Genomic DNA, 14,000 nt, shown 5'->3' on the forward strand with positions numbered 1-14,000 from the left:
CAGTAGACGGTAAGACCTCAAGCAAGATTGAGGTCAACACAAGGCCTCATTTCACGGTGGGGGGCGTCTGGGAGGCGCGCGGGCGACGTGCCACGCTGGGCATCACTGCGACGTTGACGTCCTCCCCGCCCTGAAGCGGGGATTCCCCTATAGGGGGTTCGGCCGGTCGCCCGGCTTACGGGTTCCTGTTTCACAGACCGGCTGGTGCCGAGGTCTCCGCAGGCTGACACGGGCTGTCCGCCCGCGTGTCGGATGTTCTTCGCCGCGTTGACGTCGGCATGCTCTGCGTGTCCGCAACCTGAGGCTTTGCACCGAAACACCGCTTGGCTCTCGCGGTTTCCTTCGGTGACCAAGCCGCAGGCGGAACACCGCTGCGACGTGTACGCGGGGTTCACCTTCACCACGACCGTGCCCGTGTACCGGGCCGCGCTGATGAGGGAGAGTTCGAGACGGTGCCATCCCTTGTAGAGAATGGCCCGGTTCAGGCCCCGTTTCTGCGCAACCTGCCGGCCCGGCTCCGCAGGGGTGCCGGAAGCGGAGGCCGTCATGTTCCGGGTCTTGAGGTCTTCCAGGACGACCAGAGCGTTCTTCGCAACGATCCGGGACGCGGTCTGCGCGCAGAAGTCTGCCCGCCGGTCCGACACACGGCCCATGACCGCGTTCATAGCAGCGATCACCTTGGCCCGGTTGGTACTACCGCGCTCGGACCGGGCCAGGCGCTGTTGCAGCCTCCGATACCGGGCGGTCTCCCCAGGCGTGATGAACGCCCGGTCGTGGAAGTCGCCGTCCGAGGTGACCGCGGCAGTCTTCACGCCCCGGTCGATCCCGACCGACGTGTCCGCCATGGCGTGCCGCTGGGGAGTGACGGCCTGGTCGTCCACGAGGAAGGAAACAAACCAGTGCCCGGACCTGCGGCTGACCGTCGCGGAACGGATCTCTCCGCCCAGGGGGCGCGACCAGCGAAAGCGCACCCACCCCAGCTTCGGAAGCTTCACCCGACCCCACTTACGGCCCAGGCGCTCCACGGTGATCAGACTCCCGGCAGGGAACCGGAACGAGGGAGACCAACGGGCCTTGGACCGCCACCGCACCTTGAACGTGCCGTGATCCCGGCACGCCCTGTCGAGATCCCGCAGGGTCTGCTGCAACACGTGCGACGGCGCAGCCTTCAACCACCCGTGCTCACGCTTGGCATCAGCCAACTCACCGGCCTGCGGGACGTAGTTCATCCACGCGCCCCGACGCCGATACGCCCGCCGCTGCTCCAAGCCGATGTTCCACACCGACCGGCACATATCAGCAAACTCCTGACACTGCGCAGCCTGACCCGCCGTCACCTCAAGCCGATACCTGCGACCAGTCAGCACAAGAACACCCCCTTCCAAACTCAGGCGATCAGGCTAGCGAGGGCCACTGACAACACAGCCAACTCCGCCCCTACGCGGCTACAGTCCGAGGACGAGCTAACCCCTCCCTCAAGGAAGGGGTCTGCGCTCAAGAAACCCGATCACCCAGGAGGGTCCGGATGCCGGTCCGCGTCGAGCGCCGAGGGCATGTGACCACGGTCGTACTGTCCCGCCCCGAGGTCCGCAACGCGGTCGACGGGCCCACGGCAGCCGAACTGGCCGCCGCTTTCAAGGAGTTCGACGCCGACGAATCCGCGCGCGTAGCGGTGCTCTGGGGCGAGGGAGGCACGTTCTGCGCGGGCGCCGATCTCAAGGCCATCGGCACGGAGCGCGGCAACCGGGTCGCCGAGGAGGGCGACGGGCCGATGGGCCCGACCCGTCTGCGGCTGTCCAAGCCGGTGATCGCCGCCGTGAGCGGGCACGCGGTGGCCGGCGGTCTCGAACTGGCGCTCTGGTGCGATCTGCGGGTCGCCGAGGAGGACGCCGTGTTCGGAGTGTTCTGCCGGCGCTGGGGCGTGCCCCTCATCGACGGCGGCACGGTGCGGTTGCCGCGGCTCATCGGCGAGAGCCGTGCCATGGACCTGATCCTGACGGGCCGCCCGGTGTCCGCCCCGGAGGCGCACGCGATGGGGCTCGTCAACCGGCTCGTGCCGCCCGGCCGGGCGCGTGCCGAGGCGGAGGAGCTCGCGGAGCAGATCGCGGGCTTCCCGCAGGCCTGCATGCGCGGCGACCGCGCCTCGGTTCTGGACCAGTCGGGTCAGGGCGAGGAGGCGGCCATGGCGGGTGAACTGCGTTACGGGGCAGCCGTGCTGGAGGAGAGCCTGAAGGGGGCCGCGCGGTTCGCGTCGGGGGCGGGGCGGCACGGGTCGTTCACCGACGCGTGACCTGGCGCCGCGCCCGTCCCCGGCGAACGGTCAGCCGGAGGTGTGCAGCGGTACCGTCAGCTGCTTCAGCCACGTGCCGGTGGTGAAGTCACGCGCCTTGATGACGACCGAGTGGGGGCCCACCTCGATCTGGAGGCCCTGGTTGAAGGCGCCGCCGAGCGAGACCTCGCCGCCCTTGCCGTCGTCCATCCAGCCGACCTGCACGGCGGCGGTGTTGACGACGGTGAACCCTTCGAGGTTGCCGGTGCCGGGGACGACGCGGCGCACCACCCAGTCGGACAGGTTGAGGTCCCAGTGGGTGTGCCCGGAGAACAGGAACACGTCCTTGTGGCGGCCCAGGATCGACAGGAGCCGGTCGGGCTGGAGGTAGTCGCTCATGTAGAGCTTGTTGTGTGTGCCCGACACGGTGTTGGGCAGCGGGTGGTGGGTCAGGACCATGACGGGACGGCGGCGGCGCGCCCAGTGGGCGAGCCGGTCCTCGAGCCACGCGAACTGCTCGTCGCTGATCCACACCTCGTCCCACAGCTTGGCGTCGTGGTAGTGGGAGTAGCGCTCGGTGCCGAGGCTGAGGACCGGCACGCCGCCGAACGAGGTCTCCGAGTAGACCTTGCCCCGCTGCGCGAACGTGTAGAAGCTGCGGAAGAGGGAGTCCTCGGTGGTGCCGTTGGGCCAGGTCGCCTGGGCGAGGGTGTTCGGGTCGCTGTACTTCGGCACGTAGAACTCGTGGTTGCCGATGGCCCACGCCACGTTCTTGGGGTGCGGGTGCTTGTCCAGGGTCTGGCGGACGGCCGCGTACTCGAAGTCGTAGCCGCGCGGGGTGATGTCGCCGGCTATGCCGAGGCCCGCGCTGCGGGGGTTGACCGAGTGCAGGTCGTCGAGCGCCTTGCCGAAGTCCGTCAGGTCGCCCTGGATGTCGCTGATGATGTTGAACCGTACGGTCCCGCCGTCTCCGTGGCGCTGGGCCGCGGGCCCGGCGGCGGGTGCCGCGTCGGCCGCGGGCGCGGAGGCGAGGGTGCCGGTCGCGGCGAGCGCGCCGCCCGCGAGCGTCGCGCGCCCGGTCGTGGCCATGAACGATCTGCGATCCATCGGTGTTTCCTCCAAAGCGACTGCCCCCGTGTACGGGTGGTTGGTCGTCCCGAGCGTTACGGGTCGCGATGGCCTGACGACGTACCGGAGGTGACCGAGGCCTTAAGACTGGTCTAGCCCAGTTATCTTTTCGAGACATGGTCACGGTCAATGTGCCCCGATACCCGTTCAGCCCAGTTCGAGGGTGGTGACGCCGAAGACCCTTTCCTGGGCGAACGGCCGCACGGGGCCGGTGTACATGCGGGCCGTGGCGAAACCGGGGGTCAGGCCGTACGCCTCGGCGAGTGCCACGGCGGGGGCGTTGGATTCGGGCACGTCCACGGCGACCGGGGCCCGGCCGACCGCGGCGATCAGGGCGTCGAACAGTGCGCGGGCGTCCTGCGGCGTGTCCGCGAACAGGGGGCCGACACGGAAGGTCTCGCGACCCGGGCGGATGACGCCGTAGCCGGTGACGCGGCCGTCGACGACGCGGGCGAGGGCGCGGTGCCCGTCCCCGGCGAGCCAGGAGGCGAGGAAGCGGGGGCGCTCCGCGGGGTAACAGGCGCTGTCGTACAAGGCGATGGACTTGAGGCCGCCCGCGTCGGCGACGGGGATGACGGTGCCGGGCGCGAGGTCGGGGGCCGGGCGCGGGGCCTGCGGCACGCCCGCGTAGCGGACGGTCTTGTGGGCCGGCTCGAAGCCGGACTTGCGGTAGTTGTCCTGCTGGGCGGGGACGCCGTCGAGGCCGACCGTCCTGCCGCCCGCGTGCGCGAGGCCCGCCTTCCAGGTGGCGATGCCGTAGCCGCGGCCGCGCAGGTCGGGCCGTACGAGGTAGAAGCCGAGGAAGGCGTAGTCGTCGCCGTAGTTGACCACGGAGATCGCGGAGACCGGCTCGCCGTCGACCCGGCCGATGAAGAAGCCGTCCGGATCCTGGGCGAAGAAGCTGCGGGCGTCGGCGAGGCCCGGGTTCCAGCCCTCTTCCGCCGCCCAGCCGCTGATGACGGCCCAGTCGTCGAGCGTGGCCCGGGTGATGTCGAGCCGCTCGGGCACCTCGGGGGTGCCGGGGGTCCGGTGGTCGCCGGAGGTGTGGGGGTCCGGTCGCGTCATCGTCGCCTCTCCGTTCCTGCGCGGCGCACCCCTGGCCCGCCGCCCTTGATCCATGCCGGACCCATCCTTCCCGATCGCCTCCCCCCGCCGCGACCACTGAGGCACGATGATCGGGCACTTGACCGAACTGAGCCTTTTCACAAGGGAGTTGCCGCATGGGGGAGATCACGCCGCCGCCCGCCGACCGGATCGACATCAGCAAGCCGCATCCCGCACGGGTCTACGACTGGTTCCTGGGCGGCAAGGACAACTATCCGGTCGACGAGGAACTCGGCCGCCAGATCGTGGCCCTCGAACCGCAGTCCAAATACGCGGCCCAGCACAACCGCTGGTTCATGCAGCGCGCCACACGGTATCTCGCCGGGGCGGCCGGGGCGCGCCAGTTCCTGGACATCGGCAGCGGCATCCCCACCGAGCCCAACCTCCACCGCATCGCCCAGGGCGCAGCGCCGGACGCCCGTGTCGTGTACGTGGACAACGACCCGATCGTGCTCGCCCACGCGGGGGCACTCCTGCACGGCACCCCGGAGGGCCGCACCGAATACCTCTCGGCGGACGTGCGGGAACCGGAGAAGATCCTCGAACTCGCCGCGACCATCCTGGAGTTCGACCGTCCGGTGACGCTGTCGCTCATCGCGCTGCTCTACTTCGTCCCGGACTCGGACGGCGCCCACGACCTCGTACGCACCCTGATGGACGCGCTGCCGCCGGGGAGCCACCTGGTCCTGTCGCAGCTCGCGGGCGACTTCGATCCGGAGCGGACGCGGGAGGCCGTGGCGATGTACGCGGCGGGCGGGGTGACGCTCGTGCCGCGCTCGCGCGAGGAGATGGGCCGCTTCTTCGACGGGCTCGACCTGCTGGAACCCGGGATCGTGTGGCTGCCGGACTGGCACGCGGAGCTCGGCGTGGACGAGGTCAGGAACGGTTCGCCGGTTCCGCTGTACGCGGGGGTGGCACGCAAGCCGTAACCCCCGCCCTCAAATCTTTATGGTCACCTTGACTATATTCACGCTGCGCAATACCGTCGCCATGACGAAAACATTCAGGGGGTACCTGTCATGGCCGACATCAAGCGACGCTTCGGGCTGCACCATCTGCGCTCCGCGCCCACCGCCCACATCCGTCACCACAAGCGCGGCGCACTCGCCCACGACGGCACGGGCCTGAGCTTCTGGTTCCGGGCGCTGAGCGCGGCACTGTCCGAAGTTCCGGTTGACGACCGGGAGTTGGCGGTCACGTTCCACGCGCGGACCGCCGACTTCCAGGACGTCGCCGTGCAGGCCTCGGTGACGTACCGGATCAGCGACCCCTCGCTCGCCGCCGCCCGGCTCGACTTCTCGCTCGACCCCGACACCGGCGCCTGGCGCGGCACTCCCCTGGAGCAACTCTCCGCCCTGCTCACGGAGACGGCGCAGCAGCACGCACTGGACGTCCTGGCGCGCACCCCGCTCGCGGAGGCCCTCGCCGACGGCGTGACGGCGGTGCGCGAACGGATCGCGGCGGGTCTCGCCGCCGAGCCCAGGCTGCCCGCCACCGGCGTGGAGGTCGTCACCGTGCGCGTCGTGGCGCTGCGCCCCGAACCCGAGGTGGAACGGGCGCTGCGCACGCCGGCCAGGGAGCGGATCCAGCAGGAGGCCGACCGGGCGACGTACGAGCGGCGCGCGGTGGCGGTCGAACGGGAGCGTGCCATCGCCGAGAACGAGCTGGGCAGCCGCATCGAACTGGCCCGGCAGGAGGAACAGTTGGTCGAGCAGCGCGGCACGAACGCGCGCCGCGAGGCCGAGGAGAACGCGGCGGCGGACGCGGTACGCGCCGAGGCGGAGGCCGCGCGGGCGGTGCGCCTGGCCGGCGGTGAGGCGGAGGCGGCGCGCGCGGTCGGCGAGGCGCGGGCGCATGCGCAGGAGGCGTGGCTGCGGGTCCACTCCGAGGTCGACGCCGCGACGCTGCACGCCCTCGCCGCCACGCAACTGGCACAGAACGTGCCGAGGATCGAGAACCTGACCCTCTCCCCCGACGTGCTCACGGGCCTGCTCGCCCGGCTCGGCCACGACCGGGGTGAACGACCGTGACACTCGCCCCGCGCGCCGTACTGGTCCACCGGACCACGGAGTACGAGGAGTTGCTGGCCCGGCACGGCACGCACGGCCAGGCCGCCTTCTTCCTCTCCTCGCGCGGGCGCTCCGTCGAGGAGGTGGCCGAGCGCCATCACCGTACGGCGCGCGCCCTCGCGGAGGTCGCGGCGGCCGTGCCGCTGTCGTGGCGCAGGACCCGTCTCGAGCGGGCGGATCTGGACCGGTTCCTGTTCGGCCCGGAGGACGTGGTGATCGTCGTCGGGCAGGACGGTCTGGTCGCGAACGCGGCCAAGTATCTGTCGGGCCAGCCGGTCGTCGGCATCGACGCGGATCCGGGGCGCAATCCGGGAGTTCTGGTGCGCCACCGGGCGGCCGACGCGGCGAAACTGCTGCCGGCCGCCGTTTCCGGCCGGGCGTCCGCCGACGAACTGACCATGGTGGAGGCGGTCGCCGACGACACGCAGCGGCTGCTCGCGCTCAACGAGATCTACCTCGGTCCGCCGTCGCACCAGACGGCGCGCTATCGCATCGGTCCCGACGACGACACGTACGCGCCCGAGCCCCAGGCCTCCTCAGGCGTCCTGGTCGGCACCGGGACCGGCGCCACCGGCTGGCTGCGTTCACTGTGGCAGCAGCACGCGAGCACGCTGCCGCTGCCGGGCCCGGCGGAGCCCCGGCTGCTCTGGTTCGTGCGGGAGGCCTGGCCCTCCCCCGCCACGGGAACGTCCCAGGTGGAGGGCTCCCTCGGCCCCGCCGACCGGCTGCGCGTCACGGTCGAGTCCGACCGTCTGGTGGCCTTCGGCGACGGCGTGGAGAGCGACGCGCTGGAACTGACCTGGGGTCAGACGGTGCGGGTGGGACGGGCCCGGGAGCGGCTGCGACTGGTGGCCTGACGGCCACCCCGCCGACTACTCCGGCGGCGTCGGTGTGTCGTGGCTGTGGTACATCGCCTGGATGTCGAGCTCCAGCTTCACCGTGGGACCGACCACGGCGATGCCGCGGGCCAGCATGCTCCGCCAGTCAAGGGTGTAGTCCTCCCGGTGGAGTTCGGCCGTGGCGAGGGCCGCGCAGCGCAGCTCCTCCGCGTAACCGCCGTTGACCATGCCGAGATAGCCGGTGTCCAGTTCCACCGTGCGGCTGACGCCGTGCATGGTCAGCGCGCCCTGGATCGTCCACTTGGTGCCACCGCGGTACAGGAAGCGGTCGGAGGAGAAGTGGATGTACGGGTAGCGCTCGACATCGAGGAAGTCGGCCGAACGCAGGTGGTTGTCCCGGGTCTTGTTGCCCGTCGTGATGCTCGCCGCGTCGATCCGCACCTCGACCCGCGAGTCCGCCATGTCGTTCGCGACCTGGATGCCGCCGTCGAAGCGGGTGAACCGGCCGTGGACGTGCGCCATGCCGACGTGCTTGGCGATGAACCGGATCGCGGTGTGCGGCGGGTCGAACAGCCAGGTGCCGGGCTGCGGCAGCTCCGGCGGGCGCCCCATGTGCAGCTGCACCGAGGTCAGCGGGAGCGTCTCACCGGCGACGACGTCGACCGTCTGCTGGTGGGGCTGGAGTCCGTCGGCCGCGATCATGACGCCGTAGCGGCCGGGCGGCAGCGTGAGGAAGACGAGGCCGTACGGGTCGCTGACCACCTTCGCCACGACGCGGCCGTTGCCGACCCGCGTCACGGTGACGTCCGCCCCCGACATCGGCTGCCCCATGGGGTCGGCCACCTCGCAGTGGAAGGCGCCGGCGCCGTGCGGCACGGGGTGCACCAGTCCTGCCCCGCGCGGGTCACGTCCGGACCGGCTCCTCCTGAACAGCGCGAGGGGCATGCAGATCACCTTCCGACTCGGCCGCAGAACCTCCGCAGCGGGCTCGCACATACGATCCCATGTCCGCGATCTCCGCTGATCAAGGGCGCCAAGGGTTACCGGCGGCAACTGCGTGGTGAATACACGGGAATCCGACATACCGCCGCCGGAGCGCTCCAGATTCCACACTCCCCTCACCTTTCACCCACCACTCGACCATGCCCGCACCCCCGTCGGCTCCGTGGATCGACGGACGAGGACGGGCGAGCGCGGGCGCGGGTGAACCACTGGGACGCAGCGCCACTTCCGCGCCATATGTCTGCCGATTACGGGTCAACCGTTGACTCGCCCGATCGCGCTCTGACAGATTCTCGACGCCATGAATGCGACAGAGCCCGACCTCTCCGCCAGGTGGAAGCGGTTCGCCGAAGCACACTGGGGCAGGGAGCCTGCCGCGGTTGCGTTCGCGCCGGGCCTCGGGCCGGAGCAGGTGTACGGGGCCGTCGCCGCCTCCTGCGCACCGCCTGCCGAGGACGCGGCCGGCGTTCGTTTCGCCACCGCGACGCAGGGCCGATTACGCGACGCGGGCGCGCTGCTGCCCGGCCGCGACGACGCCGACCCGGACGCGTACCGGGACCGGCTTGCCCGTCAACTCACCGGTTCCGGCTGGCTGTTGAGTGTCGGGCAACCGCTGTGGCGGGACTACGAACTGTGGGCTCATGTGCGTGAACTCGTCTCCGGGCTGTGGCGGGCGGTGGGCTGGCCCGCCCTGCCCGTGACCGCCGAACTCGCCCTCGGAGAGCGCTGCGCCGGCCCCGACGCCCCCGCCCCGCGTCCCGGCTCGTTCGCGCTCACGTGGGTACTCGCCGGAACCATGACGGTCAGGCTCTGGCCCGAGCACACCGGAACCGAGTATCAACTCGCGGCGAATGCAGGGGACTTGTTGTACTGGCCTGCCGGGTGCCGCCACCTCGATCACTACCTCGACCGCTGCACCACGTTACGGATCGTGGTCCCCGCTCGCCGCGCCGCCGCCCTGACCCACGTACGGGGACTTCTGGCGGACCGCATGCAGGAGGACCCCGCCTACGCGGGCACCCCGGGCATCCTGCCGTTCCCTCCCCCGGCGGGGCCGGACGGCGAGATCGGTGCGGCGGAGCCGGTCGCCGCCACCGCGCGGCTGTTCACCGGGCTCGCCGCCGACCCGGGAACGGCCAGGGAGTTGCGCGTGTCCTGGGCGGCCCGCAGATCGGCGGCGGGGCTGGAACCGGCGCCTCCGCCACGACCGGTCGTCCCCCTCACGCCCGGCCTGCGCGTACGGGCCTCGGCCGAGCTCTTCCGCATACCGGACGGCCCCGGACGCGCCGTGTGGGCCGCGAACGGACACACCCTGGCGGTCGAGGGGGCGGGACCCGAACGCGTCAGGAGGCGGCTGCGGCCCGGAGTGACCCTCACCATAAGGGAGTTGGGACGCGGCTCGCGGATGTCCGCGGAGAGACTGACCCCGCTCCTGTCCGACCTGCATCGCATGCGCGCCATCGAACTGGTGGGCGGAGACGGGGCGGCATGAGGGAGGACCCCCGCGTCACCGAGCCCGCAAGCCACGCCGCCGAGCCCGCGGACCGCGCCGCCGCCCCCGGCGAGCAGAGGCGGCCGGTCCGCCTCGACCGGCGCGACCGGCTCGACTGGCGGGAATTCGGCGAGCGGTACTGGGACCGGCAACCCGCGCTGTTCACGTCGGTCACGCCCGCCCCCTTCGATGTGCACGAGGTGTTCGAGACCGCCGTCGCCGCGGCTCACCGCGGAGGTCCCTTCGGCGTGCCGCCCTACGCCGGATTCGCGGTCGGCGGCGAGCCCCAGACGGACCCCGGCGACTTCCTGCCGCAGCCGAGGGACGGCTCGTTCGCGGGCTACCACCAACGGCTCGTCCGGCAGCTCTCCGGCGAGCCGTACTCCCTGGCCCTTCAGGCGTTTCACGCGTTCCACCATCCGTTGTGGGCGCGCGAACGCGCCTTCTTCTCCGGCCTGTGGGCGCGAGTGGGGCAACCCGCGCAGAGCGCCTTCACGACACTGGTCCACGGCACGTACGAGCAGCCGCTCGCCGAGGCGCTGCCCGGTCAGCGCGTCGCGACGTTCCTGTTCGTACTGGGCGGGCGGCAGCGGATGCGCTTCGGTGCGGCGGACCGGAGCGCTTCCTACGCCGTCGAGGCCGGCCCGGGCGACCTGCTGTACTGGCCTTCGCATCTCTCCCCCGCCGCCGAGCCCTACGCCGGCTGGGCGTCGACGGGCGTGCGCGTGAGCGTCGTACGGGAGGGACGCCAGGCGGCCGCCGAGCTGTACGACCTGCTGTACGACGTGACGCCCGAGACGCTGCTCACGCCGGACCCGGATCCCGCGGGCGCCGCGCCGCCCGGCGAGGAGGGCCTGCTCGTGCCCGACGCCGAGGCGGGGCCGGAGCTGCCCGCACCCCTGGAGCGGGCCCTCGCGCACTTCCGCTCGGCGGGCGCGCGCGGGCCGCTGGAGGAGCGGGTCGCCCGGCAGTCCCTGCGGCACTGGACGGCCGGGGGTTTCCGGCCCGTGCCGCCGCCGGCGCCGCGCGGCAGGTTCGGCGACGACGACGTCGTACGGGCCACGGAGCGCGTGCTGTGGACCGAGGCCGCCGGGCGGCGGCTGTACTCCGCGTGCGGCCATGTGGCGGCCACGGAGCTGCCCGCCGCCGACCTGGCCGCCGTACTGCGCGTCCTCAACTCCGGACGACCGCTGCCCGTCCGTGAACTCGCACCGGCCGCACGGGTGTTGCTGGCCGAACTGACGGCGTTCCGTGCGCTGGAGCGGCTCTGAGACCCCGCCGGTCCGTCACCGCCGTCACTGTCCCGGCGCCGGGATCGCCAGGTACTTGTACTCGAGGAACTCGTCGATGCCGACCCTGCCTCCCTCCCGGCCGATGCCGGACTGCTTGACGCCGCCGAAGGGGGCCGCCGGGTTGGAGACGAGGCCCGTGTTGAGGCCGACCATGCCCGTCTCCAGGCGCTCCCCGACCCGCAGCGCCCGGTCGAGATCGCGGGTGAAGAGGTAGCTGACGAGGCCCCATTCCGTGTCGTTGGCGGCGCGTACCACGTCGTCCTCGTCGTCGAACGTGGACAGGGCGGCGACAGGTCCGAAGATCTCGGTCCCGGTGAGACCGGCGTCGCGCGGCACCCGCACGAGGACGGTCGGCGGGTAGAAGTAGCCTTCCCCGCCGGGGAGTTCGCCGCCGGTGAGGACTTTCGCGCCGCGGTCCACCGCGTCGCGTACGAGCCGGTCGACCTTGTCGCGGCCGGCCGCGTCGATGAGCGGCCCGACGTTCGTCCCGGGTTCGGTGCCGGGGCCCACGGTGAGGGCGCTCATGCGCGCGGCGAGCCGGGAGGCGAACTCGTCGGCGACCGAGCTGTGCACGAAGATGCGGTTCGCGGCCGTGCACGCCTCTCCCATGTTGCGCATCTTCGCCACCATGGCGCCCTCGACGGCCGTGTCGAGGTCCGCGTCGTCGAAGACGATGAGCGGCGCGTTCCCGCCGAGCTCCATCGAGGTGCGGACGACGGTGTCGGCGCACTGGGCCAGGAGGATCCGGCCGACCTGGGTGGACCCGGTGAAGGACAGCTTGCGGATGATTCCGCCCCGCAGCAGCGGTTCGACGAGCGCGCCGGCGTCCGTGGTCGTGACGACGTTCAGGACACCGTCGGGCAGGCCCGCCTCGGTGAGGATCCCCGCCAGGGCCAGGGTGCACAGAGGTGTCTGCGGCGCGGGCTTGAGGACCATGGTGCAGCCCGCGGCGACGGCCGGGCCGATCTTGCGGGTGCCCATGGCGAGCGGGAAGTTCCAAGGGGTGACGAGCAGACAGGGACCGACCGGCCGGCGCATGATCAGGTGGCGGCTGCGGCCGTCGGGCGAGGGCGCGAATCCGCCCTCGATCCGCACGGCCTCCTCCGAGAACCAGCGGAAGAACTCCGCGGCGTACGTGACCTCGCCGCGCGCCTCCGCCAGGGGCTTGCCCATCTCCAGGGTCATGAGGAGGGCGAGGTCGTCGGTGCGGGCGATGATGATCTCGTAGGCGCGGCGCAGGATCTCGCTGCGGGCGCGGGGCGCGGTGGCGGCCCATGACTCCTGTGCGGCCGCGGCGGCCTCCGCGGCGCGCCGGCCGTCGTCGGGGCCGGCGTCGGCGACCTCGCACAGGCTCTCGCCGGTGGCCGGGTTGTCGACGGAGAAGGTGCGGCCCCCGGCCGCGTCCTGGAGGCGGCCGCCGATGAGGAGCTGCTTGGGGACGTCCTCGACGACTCGGGGCGTGGGGTGGGTCGTAGTCATACAGGTTCCTCCGTCGCTGGTCAGCGGGTCGCCGTCGCGGTCTCCACGGCCGCGGCCCAGGCCCGCAGGCCGTCGTCGATCTGCCCCTCGTCGACGACGAGCGCGGGAATCATCCGCACGACGTTGCCCCAGGGTCCGCAGAGCAGGAGCAGCAGTCCCTCGTCGGCGGCGGCCTGCTGGGCGCGTACGGCGGTCGCCGCGTCGGGTTCCCCGTCCGGGGTGGTGAACTCGCTGGCGAGCATCAGGCCGAGTCCCCGTACGTCGCCGATCGCCTCCGTCTTCGCGGCGACGTCCTCCAGGCCGGAGCGCAGGCGGGCGCCCATGGCGGCCGCGTTGGCGACGAGCCCTTCCTCCTCGACGACTTCCAGGGTGGCGACGGCGGCCGCGCAGGCGACGGCGTTGCCGCCGTAGGTGCCGCCCTGCGAGCCGGGCCGCGCCTTGTGCATCAGCGCCTCGGGGGCGGCGATCCCGGAGAGCGGGAAGCCGCTCGCGAGGCCCTTGGCGGTGATGAGGATGTCGGGGCGTACGCCGAAGTGGTCGTGGCCCCAGAAGCGTCCGGTGCGGCCGACGCCGGTCTGCACCTCGTCGAGGACGAGAAGGATCCCGTGGCGGTCGGCGCGCTCCCTGAGTCCTTGCAGGAAAGCGGAGTTGGCGGGGACGTAGCCGCCTTCGCCGAGGACGGGTTCGACGAGGATCGCGGCGGTGTCGTCCGGGTCGGAGACGGTCTGGAGGAGGTGGTCGAACTCGCGCAGCGCGAATCGCGTCGCGGTCTCCTCGTCCCAGCCGTAGTGGTAGGCGTTCGGGAAGGGGGTGATGGCGACGCCCGCCATCAGCGGTCCGAAGCCGGTACGGATCTTCGTGCCGGACGTGGTGAGGGAGGCGGCGGCGACGGTGCGGCCGTGGAAGCCGCCGTGCGCGACGACGATGTTGGGCCGGCCGGTGGCCTGCCGGGCGAGCCGCATGGCCGCCTCGACGGCCTCGCTGCCGGAGTTGGCGAAGAAGAGGCTGTCGAGTCCTTCGGGGAGAACGGATCCCAGCTTCTCGACGAGGCGCTGGAGGGGCCGGTGCAGGACGGTCGTGTACTGGCCGTGGATGAGGGTGGCCACCTGCTCCTGGGCGGCGGCGACCACGCGTGGGTGGCAGTGGCCGGTGCTGGTGACGCCGATCCCGGCCGTGAAGTCCAGATAGCGGCGGCCGTCGGTGCCGTAGAGATGGACGCCTTCCCCGCGTTCGGCGACGACGGGGGTGGCCTGGCGCAGATGCTCGGACAGTCGCGTCATGTCTCCACCCTCAACGCTGAGCCGAAAGGACGTCAATGGGCCATGT

At 71.8% G+C, this 14,000-nt stretch carries 12 protein-coding genes; 6 read left to right on the forward strand and 6 right to left on the reverse strand.

Translation table 11 applies throughout. The annotated features are described in order from the left end of the window. Nucleotides 1-17 precede the first annotated feature (17 nt). A complete protein-coding gene (locus tag OHO83_RS07025) occupies nt 18-1,367 on the reverse strand; it encodes an RNA-guided endonuclease InsQ/TnpB family protein (RefSeq protein ID WP_330278894.1) in 1,350 nt (449 codons plus the stop codon). Nucleotides 1,368-1,525: 158 nt separating this feature from the next. Here OHO83_RS07025 and OHO83_RS07030 point away from each other — a divergent pair, with 158 nt between their 5' ends. Continuing rightward, nucleotides 1,526-2,290 carry a crotonase/enoyl-CoA hydratase family protein gene (locus OHO83_RS07030; protein WP_329432543.1) on the forward strand — a complete coding sequence of 255 codons (765 nt, stop codon included), beginning with the start codon at nt 1,526-1,528 and terminating at the stop codon, nt 2,288-2,290. A 30-nt stretch (nt 2,291-2,320) separates the two neighbouring features. Here OHO83_RS07030 and OHO83_RS07035 read toward each other — a convergent pair whose 3' ends face one another. After that, nucleotides 2,321-3,376 carry a metallophosphoesterase family protein gene (locus OHO83_RS07035; RefSeq protein ID WP_330278895.1) on the reverse strand — a complete coding sequence of 352 codons (1,056 nt, stop codon included), beginning with the start codon at nt 3,374-3,376 and terminating at the stop codon, nt 2,321-2,323. Nucleotides 3,377-3,544: 168 nt separating this feature from the next. Beyond that, nucleotides 3,545-4,462, reverse strand: coding sequence for a GNAT family N-acetyltransferase (locus tag OHO83_RS07040; protein ID WP_330278896.1), 918 nt, complete (start codon nt 4,460-4,462; stop codon nt 3,545-3,547). A 155-nt stretch (nt 4,463-4,617) separates the two neighbouring features. Between OHO83_RS07040 and OHO83_RS07045 the strand changes: the two genes are divergently transcribed. From OHO83_RS07045 to OHO83_RS07055, 3 genes are all read left to right on the forward strand, one after another. Continuing rightward, nucleotides 4,618-5,430, forward strand: a complete 813-nt coding sequence (locus OHO83_RS07045) for an SAM-dependent methyltransferase (protein WP_330278897.1) — start codon at nt 4,618-4,620, stop codon at nt 5,428-5,430. 90 nt (nt 5,431-5,520) lie between these two features. Next, a complete protein-coding gene (locus OHO83_RS07050) occupies nt 5,521-6,531 on the forward strand; it encodes an SPFH domain-containing protein (RefSeq protein ID WP_266677777.1) in 1,011 nt (336 codons plus the stop codon). After that, on the forward strand, nt 6,528-7,427 hold the full coding sequence (locus OHO83_RS07055; protein ID WP_266677775.1) for a hypothetical protein: 900 nt from the start codon (nt 6,528-6,530) through the stop codon (nt 7,425-7,427). The genes OHO83_RS07050 and OHO83_RS07055 overlap by 4 nt, the downstream gene beginning before the upstream one ends. Before the next feature lie 15 nt (nt 7,428-7,442). Here the strand turns inward: OHO83_RS07055 and OHO83_RS07060 are convergent, their stop codons facing one another. Further along, nucleotides 7,443-8,354: a YceI family protein gene (locus OHO83_RS07060; protein WP_266677773.1), complete on the reverse strand. Its 912-nt coding sequence runs from the start codon at nt 8,352-8,354 to the stop codon at nt 7,443-7,445. A gap of 358 nt (nt 8,355-8,712) precedes the next feature. On the opposite strand from OHO83_RS07060, the gene OHO83_RS07065 reads away from it, so the two are divergent. Continuing rightward, a complete protein-coding gene (locus tag OHO83_RS07065) occupies nt 8,713-9,903 on the forward strand; it encodes a hypothetical protein (RefSeq protein ID WP_330278898.1) in 1,191 nt (396 codons plus the stop codon). Further along, nucleotides 9,900-11,174, forward strand: coding sequence for a hypothetical protein (locus tag OHO83_RS07070; RefSeq protein WP_330278899.1), 1,275 nt, complete (start codon nt 9,900-9,902; stop codon nt 11,172-11,174). The genes OHO83_RS07065 and OHO83_RS07070 overlap by 4 nt, the downstream gene beginning before the upstream one ends. Nucleotides 11,175-11,198: 24 nt before the next feature. On the opposite strand, the gene OHO83_RS07075 is transcribed toward OHO83_RS07070, so the two are convergent. Together OHO83_RS07075 and OHO83_RS07080 are read right to left on the reverse strand one after the other, a co-directional pair. Next, nucleotides 11,199-12,674, reverse strand: a complete 1,476-nt coding sequence (locus tag OHO83_RS07075) for an NAD-dependent succinate-semialdehyde dehydrogenase (RefSeq protein WP_266677767.1) — start codon at nt 12,672-12,674, stop codon at nt 11,199-11,201. A 20-nt stretch (nt 12,675-12,694) separates the two neighbouring features. Continuing rightward, on the reverse strand, nt 12,695-13,954 hold the full coding sequence (locus OHO83_RS07080) for an aspartate aminotransferase family protein (RefSeq protein ID WP_227298785.1): 1,260 nt from the start codon (nt 13,952-13,954) through the stop codon (nt 12,695-12,697). Nucleotides 13,955-14,000: the final 46 nt, after the last annotated feature.

This window comes from Streptomyces sp. NBC_00569 (assembly GCF_036345255.1).
Lineage (GTDB): Bacteria > Actinomycetota > Actinomycetes > Streptomycetales > Streptomycetaceae > Streptomyces.